We start from the raw sequence: 21,998 nt of genomic DNA, 5'->3' as shown, positions 1-21,998 counted from the left end.
TTTAATAATTAAAAACGAGTCCATGTACTGAAGAGGACTCGTTTTTATGTTTCCTAAATCTGTTTTTCGATACGTTTTGGTTAGATAAAATCGCCAACAGAAGTGATTTTTGGCTTGTCGTCTTCTGCAAGATGATTTGAACTCAAAACCGGTAGTGTGAATAGAACGAAACAAAGTAGAACTCCAAATACAATTTTCTTCATGACAATTCCTCCCAACTAGATACTTTTGATTGCTTCAAATGAAAATGAAAACCTAAATCATAGTAAATTGAAGCTTGTTTATATTGTTTAGTTTCAGCTAATCGCTTAGCTAAAACGTGGCAATAAATCATACAATTTTTATAGTCCTGCTTGCCACCGAAATAATCCAAAGCTTTCTTAAAAATAGCGATAATCTCTTGTTTCTCCAGTAATATCGCTCCATATACGGAGAAGTGGTTTGTATAAAGATCCTTCTTGCTATTGGATAGGTGCTCGGATATCTCTAGCCCCTTTTGTAGCCATACTAATGCATTCTGTAAATCACCATTTTTGTGATATTCCTTCAAAATAGATAAAATAGTCACAACTTTATCATCAGGGAAATGTTTTGCATCTAAACTATAAAAAAAGTGCTGCAATGCTTGATGAGAATCTTTTTGTAGTGAGTAACAGGAACCTAAATTATGTTCAATCATGCCATTAAACTCAGAGGATTCTATTTTTGAATTGATATCTCTAGCTCTTTCAAAAGTAGCGAGAGCTTCCTTTAAGAGTCCTGTATTCTTTTGTGCAATCCCTAGGATTATTAAACACTCAATCGATCGTTCTATTAAAATCTCTTGATTGAAATATGAAATTGCTTCCTTTACATAATCAATAGCTAGAATGTAGCGGGATTCAGATAAAAGTGATAACCCAGATATGTAATATAGTTCTGCCATCTCCCAGTCGTCCATTCGAAATCCTTTGATCAACTGAAAGACTTCCTTAAAAATTTGAGATGCTTGGCTAAACTGATTATCTTGATAGGCAGTGATACCTTGAATCGTGTAGAGGTAAAATAACTGTTCAATTGTCATTTCTTTTTTGAATTCTTTCAAAATGTGGATATTATTTTTCATATCCAATACCTCAGGCAGCATAACCATTAGGCGAGCTTCTAATAAAAGTAACGTTAGTCGTTCTTCATCTAATGGATGTTCCTCAATATAAAGATGAATTTCGGAAAGAAGCTCTTTAGCAAGCTTTTTGTCTCGTGAATTTAGAATCTGCTTGAACCGTATTTTAAACTGAACAATTTTCTTTTCATTTCGATTACCATTCAACGAGTCTAACGAAATATTCAATCTCATCAGAATATGATGCTTTATGTCTTCACTTGGAATGACTAATCCGTTTTCAATTCTACTCAAATAAGAGGGGACACAAATACCAATAGCCAATGCCTCTTGCTTTATATTCTGTCTCTGCCGCTCTAACTTGATCAATTGTCCTAGGTTCATCTAACCTACACCCCCTTCTAAGCCAAAGAAAAGGAAAACAAATCCAATTATATTACTAATATACCATATTATAGTTATAAAACCATAGAAAGCACACATTATGAAAGTAGTTTTTAAAAACTACTGAAAATCGACAATTTTTACAAGCTACTTTCACAGATGAAGTATTTAATATGGAAAAGAACAGTGCCTTTACATAATTAACTCAGATAATAAAATCCAATTAGGCTAGACAAAATACTCTATAAATTTTTTTTTTTAATAGTAAGATTACTTAAATAGCACTACATATTTCCATTTCCGCGGGTGAGCGGTGAGCAATCGCCGTCACTTTGGTATCTCGTTTGTCGAACTCATCCAACTGGAGTCGCCACCTGTAACGAAAATCAATCAGTATGTAGTACTCTAATATAAGACTCTGCATAGCTTATCGCCTAGATGATAAGATTAGACAAATTTTAGAGTGTGAAGATTACTGGAAGAAAAGAGACTGGTCGTGACGTCAGTCACGGCAAGTCACTATAAAAAAATCCATGTCTCTTCAAAAAAACAAGTTTTTTATTAAAGGACTGGGTACCTTTTTGGTCTCTAATTTTCCTTAAGTACAACAATATTTGCATATGAGTAATTTTAAGGAACTTTGTACATATATTATAATCTTGGATCCACTGGATCTGACTCCATTGCTAAAGTAGCTAAAACGCATTCATGGACTCGTTCAATTGAGTCACCATTGACGAAACGTTGTACGCCTTCTATACCTAATGCAAATTCCTTTAGTGCAAGCTTTTGTTTTTTAACTGTATTTCGTTTTTTCAATCGCTCTAAGTTTAGAGGACTTAAATAATCCATTCCATAGATAATGTGCAAATATTTGCGCCCCCTTACTTTAATAGCTGGCTGTATTAGCTTTCCTCTATATGTTGGTATATAAAACTCAGGCTTAATGACGATTCCCTCATGTCCATTTTTTGTAATTTCTTCCCACCAAGTGGTTACTTCCTGTTCACTCACTGCATCAGAAATAATTTTATATTCAGTTGTCACAAAAAGGGATGAACCTTCAGCAAATTCCTTATTCATTTCCATATGCCATGTATGCGGTTTATGAAAGAATGTTTCATTACTGTGTGCAAGCACATGAAACGGTGCAATTTGAATGGCATCCGTACCTTCAATATCCCAGCAGTACTTTTGGAACACTTCTTTAAAAGTCTCTGCATTCTCGAGTTTTCCCTCGTATTCTATTAGCCATTTCTTTACATCCACATGTTCAGAATTACTTAGTTTTTCTACTATTTTCTTTCGATCTAAAATTGCATTTTCCGAAACATGTGCATATTGACTGCTAATCAGTTCTTTCGCTTTTAAATTCCAAGGCATGATCTCTGCATCTAATAGTACATAGTTCGTTTCATACTTGCTAAAGTAACCTTTTCGAGTCAACTCTTCCTTTAACTCCCTTAGAACTTTTTGTTCTGTTAGCTTATCAAAAAATTTTCTACCCTTCCTCGTGTAGATTACCCCATCGATATCCAAACCGATAGACTTTTTCGCTGATTCTTTATCCTTAAACAAAAGCAGTATTGCACGACTCCCCATATGCTTCTTCTCGGCGATCAACGTTTCAATCCCGTGACTCCGATAATACTCAATCGCCTCTTTTGGGTGCTCTAAGAAATCTTTAAGCTTTGAAGTTTCCGGAGTAGGACTCATTGTTGGGGGAATATAAAGTAATTGTTCAATCGGCACTGTATAATGAGAGATTGTGTCTATAGCAGACTTGACGATATTTTGAGGAACCTTAATATTTCCTAATTGTTCAGTCTGTACAGAATATCCGTCGATAAACTTCTCAATATTTGGTGCATTAAAACGTTTCTTTTCCCATTCCTTCAAAGGATTATCTATCGCACCAGAATAATTATGTAGAGCATCAACAGAAATGAATCTCTTTTCTGGATATTGAAACGCCGTAAGCTTCCCACCAAAAACAACGCCTTGATCAATATTAACCGTGTTATTTACCACAAGAGGTTGGGGTTTTGGGTCGTGTCCCCAAATAATAACGATACTTCCCTTATGATGGACAAACCAATCACTCCGGATAGGCTTTCCGTTTTCATTCAAATCACTTGAATCTCCATATCGACAAAAGTCTTGGACATCAGGTGATTGTTTGCCAATAAACTCGTCTTTGATACCAGCATGAGTACACACAGCAGTAGGTACACCATTTTTCATTAAAACATAGTGAGAAGGGGCACTTAGAAGGAAATTTTTCAAAACTTCCTTTGTTTGAGTAGTCTTTTCGCTCCCGTAAGTCTTCTCATACTCTTTTAATTCCTGTTCTACCTTCTCGTCACCATAATTTAAAGTTACACTACGTCCGTCAAGCCAGCGGGCAATTTTCCAACCGTGGTTGCTGTCCGTCATATACGCTACGCCTTGTTCGACATGTCGTTGGAAAAACAGCATAGTTTTTAACGATTCTGGTCCTCTGCTCATCACATCCCCAACAGACATAAACTTTCTACCATCAGGATGGAGATATAAGGCCTCATCATTTTCCTCGTAACCAAGACTTTTCAAAAGAATAATAAATTCATCATAGCAGCCATGTATATCACCAATTAGATCAATACCATGTTCTACATCGATCAATAGTGGATAATCCATTCGTACAAGCTCAATATCTTCATCAGCATTGATGAAATAGGTTGATTTGAATCCTTCTTTTTTTATAAAACGTTTTTCACGCTTTAAATTTTGGTATTGTTGTTTTACTTTTTTCTTTCCACGAGAATTTTCCCGTTGTTCATCCCGTTCAAGTAATGTTTCTTGCGGAGTGTCTAAAACAACTGCAACAATTGGTACATGGTGTTTTTGTGCTAAGGCAATATATCTTTTTCGGTCATCCGCGAAAAGATGTGTAGCATCTATAAACGTTAACCTATTTAATCGACATCTTGCTTCGATAACATTATCCATCATATGGAAGGCTTCTTCTGATATTGCATGGTATTGGTCGTAAAGACTATCTGCTTCGTCTTTCGGCCTGCCTGTCCATTGTATAAAATTTGTATCACTTACAACTAATCGATACTCATCAGAACTAATTACTTCAGACGGTTGAATAGTTTCTTCACGAATCCAGTTGTTCAATAATGTTGTTTTTCCACTATTAGATGCACCGATTAAGAGGACAATGCCTGAATTGGGTACTGTAATTTTCATGAATGATTCTCCTTCCTGGTAAACGTGCACATTTGAGTAGGGAAACCATACGTTTCATCCTCATTGCCGATCCCTTCGAAAGTTAGTACATAACGTTCAGAGTGATTCATACGCAGACACCATTCCTTAAATTCTTCTCTCGACCATTCAAATCGATGATCATTATGACGCAAGGACTCAGTCATTTCATAAACATGATTGTATTCTTTATTTGGTGTGGTAATGATTATAGAAGATGGATAATATTGTTCTAAAATTAGATCCATTGCTTTCGGTAATCTTTCTTCATCGATATGTTCAATAACTTCGCATAATATGATGACATCTTTGTTTTTCAAGCGTTCATCGAAGTAAAAAAGAGAGCCCCAAATCATTATTGGCTCGACAAAACCTTTTTTATCCTTTAACTTTTCAAATCGTTTTTGTGCTTTAGATCTTGCTGTTTCACTTGGTTCAACTGCAAAAATTTCCTGTACCCCTTCAACAAAACCAAGCTGAGCAGATAGTTTGCCTTCTCCTGATCCAAAATCGACAATCGTATTTTTCATAGGTAGTTTTTTAACTAAATCCACAATTTTTTCGTAACGAAGCTCATTGAGTCGTATAGGATGAATTTGCTTATCAGAATTATCCTGTTCTTCCAGTTGGCTATAAATTTCCTTAAAACGTAAGGCTTTTCGAATGATAAATTCTTTCTGTGGATGATCTTCAAGCCATCCCTCGCCATATCGTTTAAGCATTTCAATTTCTGATTCATCTATAAAATAATGTTTATAGTTATCCAACACCGGAATGAGTAAAAATAGTTGTTGGAGGCCCTTTTGAAGTGAGGTGTGACCAGATAATGTGATATAACATGCAGAACTCTTTTCTTTAAGACGAAAGGAATAATCCGTTTCTGCGTATTCTATATCGACATCATAACCCAACGGCTCAAAAAGGTTACGAGTATCCTGTTCGCTTAACTCAGTTGCAACTGGACCAAAACTAAAAACAAAAGGAAAACGGTGATCCACCCACTTTATATATTCCTCTTTTGGTTGCCCGTTTAATGCAGTGCCAAGGGCGGATCGGATGAGTGATATGAAAATGCTGCTAACTGCAAATTCTCGATCGTTAATATAATGAGTGATATCATATGCATTGGAAGAATTATTTACAAGTACCAATGGATCTGGTGTTAAGAAAATTGTCAGCTCAAGCTCTGTTTCAGTCACTACATTATAAAACATTCTAATGTAATGGCCTTTATGGTTCCTTTCATAAATATTATTGGGATTTTTAGCAAGCAGATATGTAATAACCTCTACATTTTCACCAGTTGCTCTAATTGTTAGTTGCATAATGGCCCTCCATATTAGTTATTAAAAATTTTCGCTCTTGGTTGTTAGTTATAATAACACAGAATAGTTGTGAAACTCGAGTTGTAGAGGCTTATTTGAGCCTTAACGAATAAAACTCCAATGTGCCAAGTCTAATGACTGTGCTCATTGGAGTTTCTAATTCAAGATAGTCCTTGCCCATGTGTAAATTCTTTATATAGGTCGTGTTTGGCAAGAAGCTCTTCGTGTGAGCCACTTCCTGAGATTTTCCCTTGTTCTAGGAAGAATATTTGGTCGGCATGAACAATTGTTGCTAGTCTATGTGCAATGATTAATGTAGTTCGCCCTTTCATGAGACGTTCTAATGCCTCTTGTACGGAAGCTTCTGAGCCACTATCTAAGTTGGAAGTTGCTTCGTCTAATAATAATATTTTGGGATCATGTAAGAGAGCACGAGCAATTGCGATACGTTGGCGTTGTCCACCTGAAAGTTTGATACCACGTTCTCCTACGAGTGTATCGTATTTGTCCGGCAATTCCTCTATGAAATCGACTGCGTTAGCTGCTTTAGCTGCTTGGATAATGTTATCCATTGGAGGGGTTTCTGCCATGCCATAAGTCATATTCGATAAAATTGTGCCGCTCATTAAAGGACTTTCTTGTGAAACGTAGCCCATTTTAGAACGCCAAGAGCGTAAAGAGAGATCAGTAATTGGTTTTTGATTGAACATAATTTTCCCTGAATCAGGCTCGTAAAACCTCTCAAGCAATGAAAAAATCGTCGTTTTACCACCACCACTTGGACCGACAAATGCTGTGACAGTACCAAGTCTTGCTTCAAAAGAAATACCATCAATCACTTTTTTATCAGGGCCATACGAAAAGTGAACGTCTTCGAAAGCCACTATACCATCCTCTAATGGCTGTTTAGCTTCTAGTTCTACTGCTTCACTATCCATATAGAATATTTCCTGGATACGTTCCGTTGCTCCAACTGCTTTTTGGAAAGAGGTGAAAAATGTTGCCATCTGTGCAAAAGGAACAATAATATTCACTAAGTAAAAGATAATCGCAACGAGATCTCCAGCAGATAGGACCCCTTTAGATACTTGTAAACCTCCATAGCCTAAAATGACGACTAGAATTGCCATCATAATGAGCGTCATAAAAGGGGAGATGAACGCTTGTATTTTTGCTTCTTTCAAGCCAAATTTATACAGATTTTGAATGGCTTCGCTCCCACTAATAGTTTCCGTTTTCTCAGCTCGGTAAGATTTGACTAACCGTATTTCAGATAGCACTCGTCCTAAAAGTCCGGAAAACGAAGCCATTTCTTTTTGAGTAGCTTTTGAAACTTTATGCATCATTGTACCGAGTGGCATCATGATTGCCATGCTCAGGGGCACACTAATTAGCATAATCAGCGTCATTTTCCAATCAATAAAAAATAAGATAATAACTGAACCGATAATTGTAATAATTCCAGACACGAAATTTACTAAATGATCTGTAATAAGTGATTTCAACGTTGTCGTATCCTGTGTAATACGACTCATCGTTTCACCGCTTTCATTTTGATCATAGTAGGGAACAGGTAGATGAAGTACTTTGCTCCATAGTTTCGTACGAAGGTCCGCAACGATAAATTCTCCAATATAGGATAATAAATAAAAAGAGAATCCACCGGAAATCGCTTGCAAGAGGAATACGACCAGTAATACGCCAATCATTTTCCAATTAAAAGCAGTAGTTGTTAATGTATCAACTAAATCTTTTGTTACAAGAGGTACGATTAATCCAATAACTGTGCTTAACAGGGATAGAACAACCGCTATAATTGTTATCTTTACTGGCCATTTTAGACTTTTAAGTAATTGGAAAAAACCTTTGGTAGATGTTTGCATAGTAGGCTCCTATTTCGTTTAGTAGATACCTATAGTGTAATCGATGGACAGGTAAAGTTGCGACTGAGAAGAATTGAAGTGAAGTTTTATTGATAAAAAACAATCGTGCAGAATGAAATCAGCACGATTGTTTTACGAAGATATAGTGTTTGTCTCCGTTTTTGAACTTTTTTGTAAATCTAAAATAAGTGGATCTGAGCTTCCTAGTAAGTTTGCTTGTTTCTGCTGGAGATCGATGCGCATTTTTTCAGTTTCTAGTAAAAAGTTATTATATTTGAGTTTCTCTAGTTCAATTTCATCTTTTATAATTGATGATTTCACTTTTTGCGATTTTCGTAGATGTGTTGTCCAAATTGCAGTAAGTGGTATTGAAAACACCATAACAATGGCAACCAATCCTATAAGTTCTTCCATGTATATCCCTCCAAAGCTTTTATATAAGTATATACGAAAATCTAAAATAAAAGTTTCAAAATTTAAAAAACTACTCTGAATAATCTTAGAGTAGTTAAATGCCATCTATCATTCAAAGAGGCTATCCTAAAGCTTAGGATAGCCTCTTGTAATTTAGTCTATTAAGCTGGGTTTAGTTCAAGTTCAACAGTGATTTTGATATCTTCGCCAACTAGAACTCCACCAGTTTCTAATGCTTGGTTCCAAGTTAAACCAAATTCTTTACGGTTAACTTTTGTATCAGCAGAGAAAGCTACTACTTCTTGGCCCCATGGATTAGTACCTTTACCACCATATTCAACATCAAATGTTACTGTTTTTGTAACGTCTTTAATTGTAAGGTCGCCAGTTACGTCATACTCACCATCATCTGTTTTCTTAATATCAGTTGCTATAAATTTGATGCTTGGGTAAGTATCTGCGTCAAAGAAATCTCCAGATAGTAAGTGGTTATCACGATCTCCGTTATTTGAGTTGATAGATTTTACATCAATGTCAAAGCTAATTGTAGCGCCAGTTAAATCTTCCGCATTCCCATCTAAGTCTGCTGTGAAATTAGTGAAAGAACCTTTTACTTTTGAAACCATCATGTGTTTTACTGAAAAGTCGATTGTAGAATGTGCAGCGTCAAGATTGAATTTTGTCATTGTTAATTTCCTCCTAAGATTCGTTTTTTTTTAGTATAAAACAATATTGTTTTGAAATCAAGAGTTTTTATTTCGAAACAATATTACAGAACTATAACTTCCCTTACCTATTTGTTTAAGGTATAAACATTAAGTTACTTTATGTAACTAAATATAAATTAATACATTGGTTACGTCAAGTAATTAAATTACTTTAATTTTACAAATGGAGCTAAAAAGACTATAATAGGAAGCAATAGAGGTGAATCTGATGAAAGAAACGTTATTATGTCCAAGGTTGTCAAAGGCAATGGAATTGCTAGGAAAAAGATGGACTGCCCTCATCGTGCATCAACTAATGGATGGAGCAAAACGATTTAATGAAATTGAGTCGTCACTTCCTATAAGTGGCCGGTTGTTATCGGAACGTTTAAAGGAACTTGAAAAAGAGGGAATAGTTCAAAGAACTGTCTTTTCAGAAGTACCTATACGGGTAGAATATAACTTGACGGAGAAAGGTCTTGCTCTAAAAGAAGTAGTTGGCGGAATTGAGACTTGGTCTAAAGAATGGTTATAGTATTTTCGCTTGATATATTATGAGTGAAAATGCATACTATGTAAGGGTAACAGGCTAATGTAGAAAGGATTGTCTCTTTTGAATAAACAAATATGGTTTCAAAGCTTAAACGAAAAACTAAATCCAGAAAATATAAAAATAGATGAAGCATTGAATTTGCACACAGTAACTAAAATGGGTGGTAAGGCAGATTTATTTGTAACACCTACTACTCAAGACGAGGCGGCCTTTGTTGTTCAATATGCACATGAGCACGATATACCGTTATTACTACTTGGAAACGGGTCAAATATGGTTGTTCGTGATGGTGGAGTTCGAGGAATTGTGCTGCGATTAGAAAATTTAAATAAAATTATAATTGATGGAAACCGTGTGATTGCCGAGAGTGGTGCCGATATTATTGATGTGTCAAGGGCAGCGGCACAGGAATCCCTCACAGGCTTAGAATTTGCTTGTGGTATTCCTGGCTCTATTGGTGGAGCCATGGCTATGAATGCTGGAGCCTATGGCGGAGAAATCCAAGATGTAATTGTTCAGTGTACAGTACTAACTCCGGCTGGAGAAAAGCTTGTTCTTTCAAAAGAGCAATTAGAGCTAGGTTATCGAAAAAGTATAATTACAAAAAAGGGTTATTATGTATTATCGACTGAGTTTTTATTGGAAAAAGGGCATCAGGAAGAGATCGATGCAAAAATAGCAGATCTTACTTTTCAACGGGAATCAAAACAGCCTTTAGAATACCCTTCTGCTGGTAGTGTATTCAAAAGACCCCCAGGATATTTCGCAGGAAAGCTCATTCAAGACAGTGGCTTGCAGGGTAAAGGCTTTGGGGGAGCAGAGGTTTCCACGAAGCATGCAGGCTTTATCGTAAACAAAAATAATGCTACTGCAACAGATTATATTAGTACGATTGAAATGGTGAAAGAAACAGTAAAAGAAAACTTTGGCATCGAGTTAGAGTTAGAAGTGAAAATTGTTGGGGAAAATATAGACTAATACAAGCCTAGACCTATGAATATAATTATTCATAGGTCTTTTTTTGTTTAAATTCAACATGTCTGATACAAGTGTGAGTCCTTAATGTTACATACGAGAGTGATATGGTTTTTATACGAGAATATGGCTTATGTAAACAAGAGCGATCCACTGCTATTTGAAAATGATACTTATGCATTATGGTATAGATACATTCATTATCCTGCGATTTCACTTGTTCTTGGAAGGGAAATTTCTAAAAATGTCGAATACTGTAAAGGATAACTAAGGGGGCTTGGCTTATGAGAAAAGGGTGGAAAATTACTGCCTGGATTTTAGGTATTATTGTTGTATTAGGAGTTATTGTGGTTATTGGGTTGAATATGTATTTGTCTAGCACGAAGGCAATTATTGAAGGGGAACTTGCGATGGAGGTACTGGACTCGGATGTAAAAGTCGTGCGAGACACTAACGGGGTTCCACATATTACTGCACAATCAGATGCTGACCTTTACCGAGCGCAAGGGTTTGTGCAAGCACAAGATAGACTTTTTCAAATGGATTTGGCTAGAAGACAAGCTAGTGGTCGTCTTGCAGAAGTTGTAGGGGAGTCCGCGGTTGATACAGATAAGTTTTTCTTAACCTTCAGCTTACGTGATGCTGCTGAGAAATCTTATGATGGATATAGTGAGGAAGCAAAGGAAGTATTAAAATGGTATGCAGAAGGCGTTAATGATTTCATTGAATTCGCAAAAGAAGAAAATAAATTAAGTTATGAATTCAAATTACTAGGATATGAGCCAGAAGAGTGGACTCCAACTGACTCCCTGGCTATTGGAAAATATATGGCGTATGACCTGGGTGGAAACTGGTCAACACTTGCAATCAGACATTGGGCTTTAAGCGAATTAGATGAAGAAAAGGCGAAAGAGCTTTTTATAACATATCCTGAAAATGCCCAATCTATTATTGAAGCGAATATTAGTAAACCAGTAAATGTAAGTGGTTACTTTGATTCTTCCGTTTTACCGAACGAATTTAATGGTAGTAATAACTGGGTAGTAAGCGGGGAAAAGACAGCGAGTGGGCTTCCATTACTGGCAGACGACCCGCATTTGGGACTGAGTACACCATCCATTTGGTACCAAATGCATCTAAAATCCCCAGAACAAAATGTGAGTGGCGTTATATTTGCTGGTATACCCGGCATTATTCTTGGTCATAACGAAGAGGTTGCATGGGGTGTAACGAATGTAGGACCGGATGTACAGGATCTTTACATTGAAACGCCTAATCCTAATGACCGTACACAATTCTTATATGAAGGGGAATGGGAGCAGGCCGAGGTTCGTAATTCACCTATTAAAGTAAAAGGACAGGATGATTTGCCCTTTGAAGTAGTAGTGACACGACATGGTCCTATTATTTCTGATGTCTTATTTAAAGACGAGAAGGCTTCTGCATTGTTTTCTATGCAGTGGACCGCATTAGAACCTACACTTGAATTACAGGCAATATTGAAAATGAACAAATCGTCTAGCTGGGAAGATTTTGAAATAGCCTTGGAGGACTTCCATGCACCAGCACAAAACTTTGTGTTTGCAGCTAAAGATGGAACGATTGCATATAAAGCGAATGGTAAGATACCTTTAAGAAAGACAGGAGATGGCCAATTGCCTGTACCTGGGGACTCAGCTGATTATGACTGGGAGGGCTTTGTTCCTTACGATGAACTTCCAATTGTCGTGAACCCAGAAGAAGGCTTTATAGCAACTGCAAACAATGAAGTCGTGGATGATTCCTATCCATATCATATTACTGATTTTTGGGCTCAATCGTATCGATATGAACGGATTGCCGAAGTACTAGAAAGTAAATCAGATATAACAAAAGAAGATATGATGAATTTACAGATGGATCAAACGAATTTATATGCTAAAGAGTTCTTGACACAAATGCTGGGGTCGGTTGAAAAACTAGATGCCAAGGGTGAATATAAAGAAATTCTCTCCTTGTTGAAGGAATGGGATCAAGTTGATGATAAAGATCAAGCAGCTCCGCTTGTATTTCATAAATGGATGAAGGAACTACCTCAGACTCTGCTAGAGGAAGAAATGCCTGAAGATGTATATTCGATGCTACCTGGTAAAGGTAATATTTCAGATCAATTATTACGAAAAGGCTACAACAATGAGCAAAGTGCTTGGTTAGAATCATACGGTGGTGTAGACAAATGGGTATATGATTCATTTGTAGAAGCAACCGAAGAAATATCTGAGGAGTTTGGTTCTAACGAAAAAAAATGGAAATGGGGAGATTACCACCAGCTAACGTTTGATCATCCTCTAGGAGGGGCCTCTCCAATTTTAGCTTATCTGTTAAATCCAGACCCAGTACCTATCGGAGGATCCAATATAACTGTTCAAGCAGCTGGATTCGGGGAAGACGGAAAAGTGGATCATGGAGCGTCCTGGCGCTTTGTTGCAGATTTGGCTAATTTAAATGAGGGTTACCATATCGTTGGACCAGGGCAAAGTGGTCACATGAAATCTGAGTGGTATCATAGCCAAGTAGATGATTGGGTAGAAGGAAACTACCATACCACTGTAATAGACGGGAATGTGGAAGAAGGATATGAATTAGTATTAAAAGCAAACTAAAAATAAGGCAGCCGAAGACATATTTGTCTTCGGCTGTTTTATTAATTGGAAATATAACCCTTTTAGCAAGCAAGTGGCAATTTAAAGCAAGTAAAGGAGTCTGGAGCACAAGTAAATTCCTCATGAAAGCAAGTACAAAACAAAGGAGAGCAAGTAAAAGATAGGTGAAAGCAAGTAAACAAGAAATAATATCAAAAACATTCAAATAAACATTTGAATAAGTTGCGTTTTGAATTTATTGAACATATACTAATATCAATCAAACGATCATTTGAATGAGGTGGAAATATGCAAGCGAAAGACATGTGTGAAGTAACAAAGATAAACGAAGATGTAGTACTTTCCGTAAAGAAGCAAATGCCAGAACTAGCAATGGCTGCTCAAATTTTTAAAGCCCTTGCAGACGAAACAAGACTGAAAATAGCATATGCATTAACGATAGAAGAAGAGCTTTGCGTTTGTGATGTTGGAGAAATTATAGGTTCGTCGACAGCGACAGCATCCCACCATTTACGATTTTTAAGAGATATATCTCTAGCTAAATCACAACGTAAGGGAAAACAAGTCTATTATTCGTTAGCAGACCATCATGTGAATGCGTTAGTAAAGCTCGCATATGAACATGCGATAGAAGAAGAGGATGAGAAGGATGGGGAAAGCAGCTAAGCAAGAATATCGATTGGAGAATCTTTCGTGTGCCAGTTGTGCCATGAAATTTGAACATAACATTAAAAACCTCCCTGAGGTTGAAGATGCAACGGTTAATTTTGGTGCATCTAAAGTATCCGTCATTGGAAAAGCAACAGTAGAGGAAATTGAAAAAGCTGGAGCATTCGATGGTATAAAAGTGACAACTGTCAAACAGCGTCAACCAGAAAAAATTCCTTTCTTTAAACGAAAAGAAAATGTATTAACGGTCATTTCCTTTGTTTTTTTAGTATCTGGGATTATCGGATCATTTGTTTATGGGGAATCGCACCCACTTTCAATAGGATTATTCATCGTTTCTATAGTAGTAGGAGGCTTTGACTTATTTAAAGGTGGACTAGTCAATTTATCACGTTTTTATTTTGATATGAAGACACTTATGACGATTGCGATTATTGGAGCGGCGATAATTGGGGAATGGCGCGAGGGAGCTGTAGTAGTATTCCTATTCGCGGTAAGTGAAGCGTTAGAGGCATACTCGATGAACAAGGCGCGTCAGTCAATCAGTCAATTAATGGATATTGCACCGCCAACAGCAACAATATACAAAAATGGCAAGTTAGTAGAGGTTGATACAGACTCTATTCAAATAAATGATGTGCTGATTGTAAAACCAGGACAAAAAATTGCCATGGATGGAATCGTTATAAAAGGTACTTCAGCAGTTAATCAAGCTTCGATTACCGGAGAATCCGTGCCAGTTATGAAGTCGATAGAGGATGAAGTATTTGCTGGCACACTAAACGAAGAAGGGTCTCTTGAAGTAAAAGTGACGAAGCGAGTAGAAGACACGACCATAGCAAAAATCATCCATCTTGTTGAAGAAGCACAAGCCGAAAAAGCTCCATCTCAAAAGTTCGTAGATAAGTTTGCGAAGTATTATACACCTGCGATTATTATGATTGCTATATTAGTCGCTACAGTTCCTCCATTGTTCGGTGCTGATTGGCAAACATGGATATACCAAGGACTTGCAGTCTTAGTAGTAGGCTGTCCGTGTGCATTAGTAGTTTCTACTCCCGTTGCAATTGTAACAGCAATTGGTAATGCGGCGAAACAGGGGGTATTGATCAAAGGTGGTATCCACTTAGAGGAGATTGGTCGACTTCAAGCAATTGCATTTGATAAAACAGGTACGTTAACAAAAGGATATCCAGAGGTAACACATGTAGAAGCAGATGTACCAAAAGAATTCATTCAAAAAGTAATGTCAATCGAAAATTACTCTCAGCATCCGCTTGCTCAGGCTATTGTTAAATACGGTGCAAAAGAGCATATTCATAGTGTAGAAATCGAGCAATTCCAATCTGTCACCGGTAAAGGGGCAGAGGGAGTAGTTGAAGGGACGAAATGGTCAGTCGGAAGTGTTAGTTGGATTTCCTCTATAAGTAATGTTTCATTTGAAGTCACTACTAAAATTGAGCAACTACAAACAGAAGGAAATACAGTCATGCTAGCTTCAGCAGATGGTGTTTATCAAGGGTTTATAGCTGTTGCAGATCCAGTACGCCCAACAAGTAAGGTTGTACTAGAAAAACTGAAAAAAGCAGGTATACGTCATACTGTTATGCTGACAGGAGATGACAAACTTACAGCAAACGCGATCGCGATGAAGCTAGGAATGACTGATGTAGAGGCGGGGCTAATGCCAGAACAAAAACTTTCTGCTATAAAATCCTTAATAGGTAAGTACAAGACGGTTGCAATGGTTGGAGATGGTGTTAATGATTCTCCTGCATTAGCAGCAGCAACTGTTGGTATTGCAATGGGTGGAGCAGGAACAGATGCGGCACTTGAAACAGCGGACGTAGCTTTAATGGGGGATGACCTAGAAAAGTTACCTTATACAATCCGATTAAGTCGAAAAGCATTGCATATTATTAAAGAAAATATTATGTTTGCATTAGGATTAAAAATAATTGCACTGCTCCTCATTATTCCTGGGTGGTTAACTTTATGGATTGCCATCTTTGCAGATATGGGGGCTACATTAATAGTAGTGCTGAATTCTTTGCGTCTTATAAAGGTAAACAAATAGCACATACGGAGGCGGGAATATGAAGCTTACGGAATGGACGATGGAAGAACAAGAGCAGCTGATCCATTTCATGACGACAAATAGTTGGCCGTTTCATGGAAACTCACACCCAGCAAGAGAACTAATAGAAAAAACGATTGAAGAGGGTGGATATCAATCGGATGAAGTGAAAACCTTTTGGATTGAAAACGAATCAAATGAAAAAGTTGGTTTTGTTAAAATTTATGATTTACAAGATGAGATTCCCCTTTTTGACTTGCGCATTGCTGATCATGCTAGGGGTAGCGGCTATGGACCAAAGGCATTAAAACTTGTTGCAGAATATGTGTTTCAATTGCCAGAAGCGAAAATACGTTTAGAAGGACATACAAGACAAGATAATTTTGCGATGCGAAAAACCTTTGAGCGAGCGGGATTTGTCAAGGAAGCTCAGCTACGCCAAGCTTGGTTCTCCCCTAAAGAGGATTCTTATTATGATGCAGTAACATATGGCCTGACACGAGAAGATTTCTTAAAAGGAACTGCGACACCAGTAAAATGGGATGAAGATTTTCACAAACCTGCACCTGTTAAAGAGGAACTGACCTTCCCCGAGGAATTTTACACAGAGCGTTTGTTGATACGTGCACCTAAAGTGGAGGATGCCGAAGAAATTTGGAAAGCGATAATTAATTCAGATGCAGCTCTAAAAGAATGGATGAACTGGGCGCAAAAAAAACAATCATTGGAGCAAATCACTACTAATATTCGCCAAGCAGTGGCGGATTTTATAACTCGAAAGGATTTAAGACTTCAGTTGTATTTAAGAGATACCGGTGAATTTGTAGGTGCCTCTGGATTACATCGAATTGATTGGGACGTTAGGAAATTTGAAATTGGCTATTGGATTGATAGTAAGTTTGAAGGAAAAGGACTAATGACGGAAGCATGTGAACGTATCACCCAATTTGCATTTGAGGAACTACATGCCAATCGAGTAGAAATTCGTTGTGATAGTGAAAATGTCCGAAGTCGCTCTGTTGCAGAAAGAGCTGGATTTACACTGGAAGGCGTCCTGCAAAAAGATTCTTTATCTGCGGATGGGAAGAAGTTAAGGAATACATGTATATATGCATATGTAAGAGAATCCATATAAAGATATAATAAAAGGTGTTGCCCATTTGGCAACACCTTTCCCTACAGTGATCGTTTTCCGCTGATTAGTTGAACTACGAAGATGATACCTGCGATAATTAATAGTGCGTGAATAAGCCCTCCGCCAATCTTCAATACTAAACCAAGTAACCAAAGTACGATTAATACAACGATGATTCCCCATAAAATTTTACCCATCTGAATATCATCCTCTCTTTTTTTTATTTACCAGTAATATTGATATTAACAAGTTACCCTTTTGGGTATAGTATTAAACATGCTTCCATTTTTAAATGCATGAAAGGAGTGTTGTCATTGCTTACGAATGTGATGCAAGAAATAGTTCATAGTCTTGTCAGAGTAATGATGAGAGGATCGGAATACCAAACCTTTTGCAAATGTGAACAATGCGAGCGAGATATTATCGCATTGAGTTTAAATACATTGCCGGCACATTACGTTACAACAGAAAAAGGAAGAACCGCTGTTTTCGAACGTTTAAATACAACTGAAAACTTAGAGTGGATCAACAAAAGAATTATTCATTCTATTTATGTTGTAGGGAAATATCCACATCGTCACTAAAAACCTTGTCTTTATTTGATAAGGTTTTTCATATGTTCCGTTACTAAAAGGTGAATGCTGTTCACTCAGCTTTTGTCCAGTTCGAACGTTTAGCCCATAGAGTCGCTTCAGAATTGCGAATAAAGGTAAAAAGTTCCTTAATAGTAATCAGCAATTGCTCCAGCGTTCAGCTTGTTGCAGAAGAAAGTTGTAGGGGCTGACGTAGATGCTTGGACTTTTCATAAGGCATATAGGAAAAAATATCTATAATTGTGATAGAGTCTTCATTGTAGTAAAATATATAGAGCAGAGATGAAAGGAAGATATATATGCCAACACCAAGCATGGAAGACCATATCGAACAAATTTATTTGTTAATCGAGCAGAAAGGATATGCTCGCGTGTCTGATATTGCAGAAGCATTGTCTGTATTACCATCTTCCGTAACAAAAATGGTTCAAAAACTGGATAAAGATGGCTTCTTAATATATGAAAAATATAGGGGACTAACTCTTACCGCAAAAGGAATGAAACTTGGCAAAAAATTGGTGAAAAGACATGAACTTTTAGAAGATTTCTTACGGATCATTGGTGTTAAGGAAGAGAATATTTACAATGATGTAGAAGGAATTGAACATCATTTAAGCTGGAATTCCATCGACCGTATTGCGGATTTAGTATTATTTTTAGAGGAGGACCCAGCGTTACAGTCAAAGCTTTTGGAATTACAAGACCCAGATAGTGAGTAATCTTTTGACAATAAATAGTAAGCAATATGAAATATTGGCTTGGAATCTAGAAAAAATGAAAGAATTACATGGTTTGGATATATGCATTTTAGAATATAAATAGGGTTATACATACAACCTAAAAGGGTTGAGTTTTTCTGAGTGTTGTAAAACGTTTTCTTCAGAATTACATGAGGTAATTGATAATAAGATTTTTCACACTTTAATGGGGATGAATCCTCATTTGTTGTTTACGATTTAGGGGAATCGGTTATAGGGGAAGTAGCACATAATGTTCTTATGAAAGTTCATGATATAAGGAACGGTAATAAAGACGCTGTAGTTTGGACAAGCATTGTCGGTAAGTTAGGGTGGAGTAGTGTTACAAAAGCTAGATAAAATTAAAGTATCATTGTTTATCTGATCTGACAAAGCGTTCTATAAATCTAATGAAACAGGGTAAGATCAGTACCATATTTGGTCAGAAGGAGAGCGGTAATTTTGATAGGAACAGCATCAGGAGAAATAGTAAAGTTACAAGTGAAAGAGCAAGACGGATCGAAATGGATTTTAGCATATGATGGAATGGACATTCCGCTAAATGCTTCAGAAGCACCGGAGGACTTAGAGGTTGGTGGCACAATTGAAGCATTCTTGTTTGTGGACAGACGAGGCAATTTATCTGCTACAACGCAGCTTCCATCTATCCAAAAGGGCACATACGGATGGGCTCGTGTTATTAAAGTAGCTGATAGAGAAGGTGTTTTCGTCGACATTGGTACGTCCAAGGAAGTTCAGGTGAAAGAAGACGATCTACCGAAAATAAAAGAATTATGGCCAGCTGTTGGTGACCATTTATATATGACTCTCCGCACAGATAAAGATGGTGAGTTATTCGGTCGTTTAGCAACAGAAGACCGTGTAGAGGAATTGTACATTGACGCTCCAACAACATTATTCAATCAGAATCTTCAAGCACGTGCATACCGCTTACTTCCTGTAGGTACCTTTTTGTTAAGTTTTCCAGAAAACTATCGAATTTTTGTTCATGAATCAGAACGCCTTAATGAACCGCGATTAGGTGAAGATTTGACTGTTCGCATTATTGATGTGAAAGAGGATGGATCACTGAATGGATCACTACTACCACGTAGACATGAACGTTTAGGGGACGATGCAGAATCTATATTCCGCTATCTCAATGATGTCGGCGGTAAAATGCCATTTACAGACAAGTCGTCTCCAGACGAAATCCAAGAAATGTTCAGCATGAGTAAAGCAGCGTTCAAACGCGCCTTAGGTAAACTTATGAAAGATAAAAAAATTGTACAAGAAGATGGCTGGACACAATTGAAAATGTAATTCATACGGAGTAAAGAGAATCGATTAGTCGGAACTTTTTACTCCTGTTTTCGTATTATTGAGGGAATGGAAGAGAAAGGGGTTAATAGAATGAAGAAATTATTGTTGCCTTTCATTACAGCGATGTTATTAATTGGTATGATCATTGCACCTACTTATTCATTGGCAGATTCAGATGGCTCCACTGAAGAAGTCGTAAACGAAAAGTTTGGGGCACCTATCGTGGTATATGGTGGAAACCTAACTGCTGAACAAAAAGATAGTGTAAAGAAAAGTTTGAAAATAACAGATAAATCAGATGTTCAAGAAATAGAAGTAACTGGTAAGGACCTAGCAACGTACTTACAGGATGGAGACGCATCTGCAAGAATGTTCTCTTCTGCTAAAATCACTCGTAAAGATGCAGGGAAAGGTCTAGTGATAAGCATCGTTACACCAGATGATATTACCGAGGTAACTTCTGAGATGTATGCTAATGCAATGCTAACAGCAGGAGTTCAGGATGCAGTAGTAGAAATCGCTGCACCTAAGCCTGTAACTGGCCATTCAGCCCTAGTAGGGATATACAAAGCATATGAGGTTACGGGTGAAAAACTAGATCCAGAACGCACAGATGTGGCAAATGATGAACTTTCAATTGCTACTAATCTAGCAAAAGATGCGGGTATTGATGAAGCAAAAGTAAGTGAATTATTAACAGAAATTAAAAAGCAAATTGCTGAACAAAACCCAGTTTCCCGAGAAGAAGTGGAGAAAATCGTTTCCGAGCAATTAGCCAATCTAAAAATTGAGCTTTCGGATAAAGATCGTCAGCTGTTAATCGATTTAATGGACCGTATTCGTCAACTAGATATCGATTTCAGTCAATGGTCAGATGAACTGAATGATTTAAGTAAAACAATTGAAGACAAGATTGGAGAAATAGTCGATAATGAAGGATTTTGGGAAAGTGTCAAAAACTTCTTTAGCGATTTAATAGATTCTATTCGCTCAATCTTCAACTAATATGTGAGCCCTCCGTCTTAAATAATTGATAGGAGGGCTTTGTTTTGTTCGGTGGAATAATTTAGGGATATGCTCACTCTCGTATAGCCCCTATTCTCTCGCAGGTGGCAATCTTCTAAAGCGAAGCCTATGTGCTATTATTTGCACAAAAAAAGATTATTTGATATTATTAAGTTAATATATCTCGACTTCAAGATAAATTCATTAGGAGGTAGACAAATGAGATTAGCGGGAATCCACCACGTATCAGCAATAACTGCTGACGCCGATAAAAATCATGACTTTTATACAAGAATATTAGGAATGCGATTAGTGAAAAAAAGTGTAAATCAGGATAACCCGTCATCCTATCATTTATTTTACGCAGATGCGGTAGGTACACCTGGTACAGATATGACATACTTTGACATACCGCAAGCAGGACGAACATATCCTGGTGTATCTAGTATTAGTAACACAGGTTTCCGTGTCAAAAGCGAGAAAGCTCTACGATTTTGGAAAAGTAGATTTGAGAAGTTTGATGTACCACATGACTCCATAACAGAACGATTTGGTCGTAAGACGCTTTACTTTGAAGATTTTGAGGGTGCCCGACATATGCTAGTTGTCGATAATGGAGCTGGAATACCTTATGGTGAAGCATGGGTAAGGAAGGAAATTTCAGCTGATAATGCAATTATTGGCTTAGGTCCGATAAAGCTTACTGTTCGAAAACCAGCCGCTACAATAAAAGTATTAACAGAAATACTTGGATTTGAGTTAGCAGGTTCCTATCCTTCCGACATCAAAGAAATGCCACATATCCAAGTTTATACAACAGGTAAAGGTGGTCCTGCTGGAGAGGTTCATTTGGAGACACGAACAGATTTGCCGATGGAGCGACCTGGACGTGGTAGTGTACATCATGTAGCGTTTAGAATTCCTTCGTTGGAGGATTATCCGAAATGGGAGGAGCGTTTACGCGAAAACGGCTTTATGACATCTGGATTAGTGGACCGTTACTACTTCAAGGCAATCTATTTCAGAGAACCGAATGGTATTTTATTTGAACTGTCTACGGATGAGCCAGGGTTCGACACGGATGAACCATTGGAGAATTTGGGAGAAACACTAGCTCTACCTCCTTTTTTAGAACCAAGGAGAGCGGAAATTGAAGCAAAGTTGCGTCCGCTATCAATCAATAAATAAATATGCTAAAATTCAGAAAAGGAGTGGTTAA

At 37.3% G+C, this 21,998-nt stretch carries 19 protein-coding genes; 11 read left to right on the top strand and 8 right to left on the bottom strand.

The genetic code is table 11. The features are described from left to right. Positions 1-80: 80 nt before the first annotated feature. From ACQCPR_RS17625 to ACQCPR_RS17595, 7 genes are all read right to left on the bottom strand, one after another. Positions 81-203: a hypothetical protein gene (locus ACQCPR_RS17625; RefSeq protein WP_269915789.1), complete on the bottom strand. Its 123-nt coding sequence runs from the start codon at positions 201-203 to the stop codon at positions 81-83. After that, a complete protein-coding gene (locus tag ACQCPR_RS17620; protein ID WP_093495623.1) occupies positions 200-1,486 on the bottom strand; it encodes a helix-turn-helix domain-containing protein in 1,287 nt (428 codons plus the stop codon). Before ACQCPR_RS17620 ends, ACQCPR_RS17625 begins: the two co-directional genes overlap by 4 nt. A gap of 651 nt (positions 1,487-2,137) precedes the next feature. Further along, positions 2,138-4,723 (bottom strand): polynucleotide kinase-phosphatase, encoded by a 2,586-nt coding sequence (locus ACQCPR_RS17615; protein ID WP_427137687.1) that lies wholly within the window; start codon positions 4,721-4,723, stop codon positions 2,138-2,140. Beyond that, entirely contained in the window at positions 4,720-6,066 is a 1,347-nt protein-coding gene (locus ACQCPR_RS17610) for a 3' terminal RNA ribose 2'-O-methyltransferase Hen1 (RefSeq protein WP_427137686.1), read from the bottom strand. Before ACQCPR_RS17610 ends, ACQCPR_RS17615 begins: the two co-directional genes overlap by 4 nt. Positions 6,067-6,227: 161 nt before the next feature. Beyond that, on the bottom strand, positions 6,228-7,949 hold the full coding sequence (locus tag ACQCPR_RS17605) for an ABC transporter ATP-binding protein (protein ID WP_427137685.1): 1,722 nt from the start codon (positions 7,947-7,949) through the stop codon (positions 6,228-6,230). Positions 7,950-8,081: 132 nt separating this feature from the next. After that, positions 8,082-8,363 (bottom strand): hypothetical protein, encoded by a 282-nt coding sequence (locus ACQCPR_RS17600; RefSeq protein WP_090566352.1) that lies wholly within the window; start codon positions 8,361-8,363, stop codon positions 8,082-8,084. A 161-nt stretch (positions 8,364-8,524) separates the two neighbouring features. Continuing rightward, complete coding sequence (locus ACQCPR_RS17595) at positions 8,525-9,049, bottom strand: YceI family protein (protein WP_090566355.1); 525 nt, start codon at positions 9,047-9,049, stop codon at positions 8,525-8,527. Between the two features lie 250 nt (positions 9,050-9,299). On the opposite strand from ACQCPR_RS17595, the gene ACQCPR_RS17590 reads away from it, so the two are divergent. The 6 genes from ACQCPR_RS17590 (at position 9,300) to ACQCPR_RS17565 (ending at position 17,121) form a co-directional block, all read left to right on the top strand. Then, positions 9,300-9,605 (top strand): winged helix-turn-helix transcriptional regulator, encoded by a 306-nt coding sequence (locus ACQCPR_RS17590; RefSeq protein WP_090566358.1) that lies wholly within the window; start codon positions 9,300-9,302, stop codon positions 9,603-9,605. A gap of 78 nt (positions 9,606-9,683) precedes the next feature. Beyond that, on the top strand, positions 9,684-10,601 hold the full coding sequence (gene murB / locus ACQCPR_RS17585) for a UDP-N-acetylmuramate dehydrogenase (protein ID WP_090566361.1): 918 nt from the start codon (positions 9,684-9,686) through the stop codon (positions 10,599-10,601). Between the two features lie 281 nt (positions 10,602-10,882). Next, on the top strand, positions 10,883-13,240 hold the full coding sequence (locus ACQCPR_RS17580) for a penicillin acylase family protein (RefSeq protein ID WP_427137684.1): 2,358 nt from the start codon (positions 10,883-10,885) through the stop codon (positions 13,238-13,240). 288 nt (positions 13,241-13,528) lie between these two features. Beyond that, positions 13,529-13,906, top strand: coding sequence for an ArsR/SmtB family transcription factor (locus ACQCPR_RS17575; protein WP_090566369.1), 378 nt, complete (start codon positions 13,529-13,531; stop codon positions 13,904-13,906). Beyond that, positions 13,890-15,986, top strand: coding sequence for a heavy metal translocating P-type ATPase (locus ACQCPR_RS17570; protein ID WP_427137683.1), 2,097 nt, complete (start codon positions 13,890-13,892; stop codon positions 15,984-15,986). The genes ACQCPR_RS17575 and ACQCPR_RS17570 overlap by 17 nt, the downstream gene beginning before the upstream one ends. Before the next feature lie 19 nt (positions 15,987-16,005). Then, a complete protein-coding gene (locus tag ACQCPR_RS17565; protein ID WP_090566375.1) occupies positions 16,006-17,121 on the top strand; it encodes a GNAT family N-acetyltransferase in 1,116 nt (371 codons plus the stop codon). Between the two features lie 41 nt (positions 17,122-17,162). On the opposite strand, the gene ACQCPR_RS17560 is transcribed toward ACQCPR_RS17565, so the two are convergent. Beyond that, positions 17,163-17,318 (bottom strand): lmo0937 family membrane protein, encoded by a 156-nt coding sequence (locus ACQCPR_RS17560; RefSeq protein ID WP_139175992.1) that lies wholly within the window; start codon positions 17,316-17,318, stop codon positions 17,163-17,165. Positions 17,319-17,426: 108 nt separating this feature from the next. Here ACQCPR_RS17560 and ACQCPR_RS17555 point away from each other — a divergent pair, with 108 nt between their 5' ends. The 5 genes from ACQCPR_RS17555 to ACQCPR_RS17535 all read left to right on the top strand — a co-directional run bounded on the left by ACQCPR_RS17555 (position 17,427) and on the right by ACQCPR_RS17535 (position 21,967). Further along, positions 17,427-17,705 (top strand): late competence development ComFB family protein, encoded by a 279-nt coding sequence (locus tag ACQCPR_RS17555; RefSeq protein WP_333474083.1) that lies wholly within the window; start codon positions 17,427-17,429, stop codon positions 17,703-17,705. A 308-nt stretch (positions 17,706-18,013) separates the two neighbouring features. Continuing rightward, positions 18,014-18,433, top strand: a complete 420-nt coding sequence (gene mntR / locus ACQCPR_RS17550; RefSeq protein WP_090566377.1) for a transcriptional regulator MntR — start codon at positions 18,014-18,016, stop codon at positions 18,431-18,433. Positions 18,434-18,913: 480 nt separating this feature from the next. Beyond that, the gene (locus ACQCPR_RS17545) at positions 18,914-19,774 is read left to right on the top strand and encodes a CvfB family protein (RefSeq protein ID WP_090566380.1); all 861 of its coding nucleotides are present in this window, start codon (positions 18,914-18,916) and stop codon (positions 19,772-19,774) included. A 90-nt stretch (positions 19,775-19,864) separates the two neighbouring features. After that, positions 19,865-20,779, top strand: a complete 915-nt coding sequence (locus ACQCPR_RS17540; RefSeq protein ID WP_090566383.1) for a DUF1002 domain-containing protein — start codon at positions 19,865-19,867, stop codon at positions 20,777-20,779. A 219-nt stretch (positions 20,780-20,998) separates the two neighbouring features. Next, positions 20,999-21,967: a ring-cleaving dioxygenase gene (locus ACQCPR_RS17535; protein WP_427137682.1), complete on the top strand. Its 969-nt coding sequence runs from the start codon at positions 20,999-21,001 to the stop codon at positions 21,965-21,967. Positions 21,968-21,998: the final 31 nt, after the last annotated feature.

Origin of the sequence: Psychrobacillus psychrodurans (genome assembly GCF_050209195.1) — a bacterium.
GTDB lineage: Bacteria > Bacillota > Bacilli > Bacillales_A > Planococcaceae > Psychrobacillus > Psychrobacillus psychrodurans.
The sequence above is the reverse complement of the archived record's forward strand: the minus strand, read 5'-3'. Positions and strand labels throughout refer to the sequence as shown.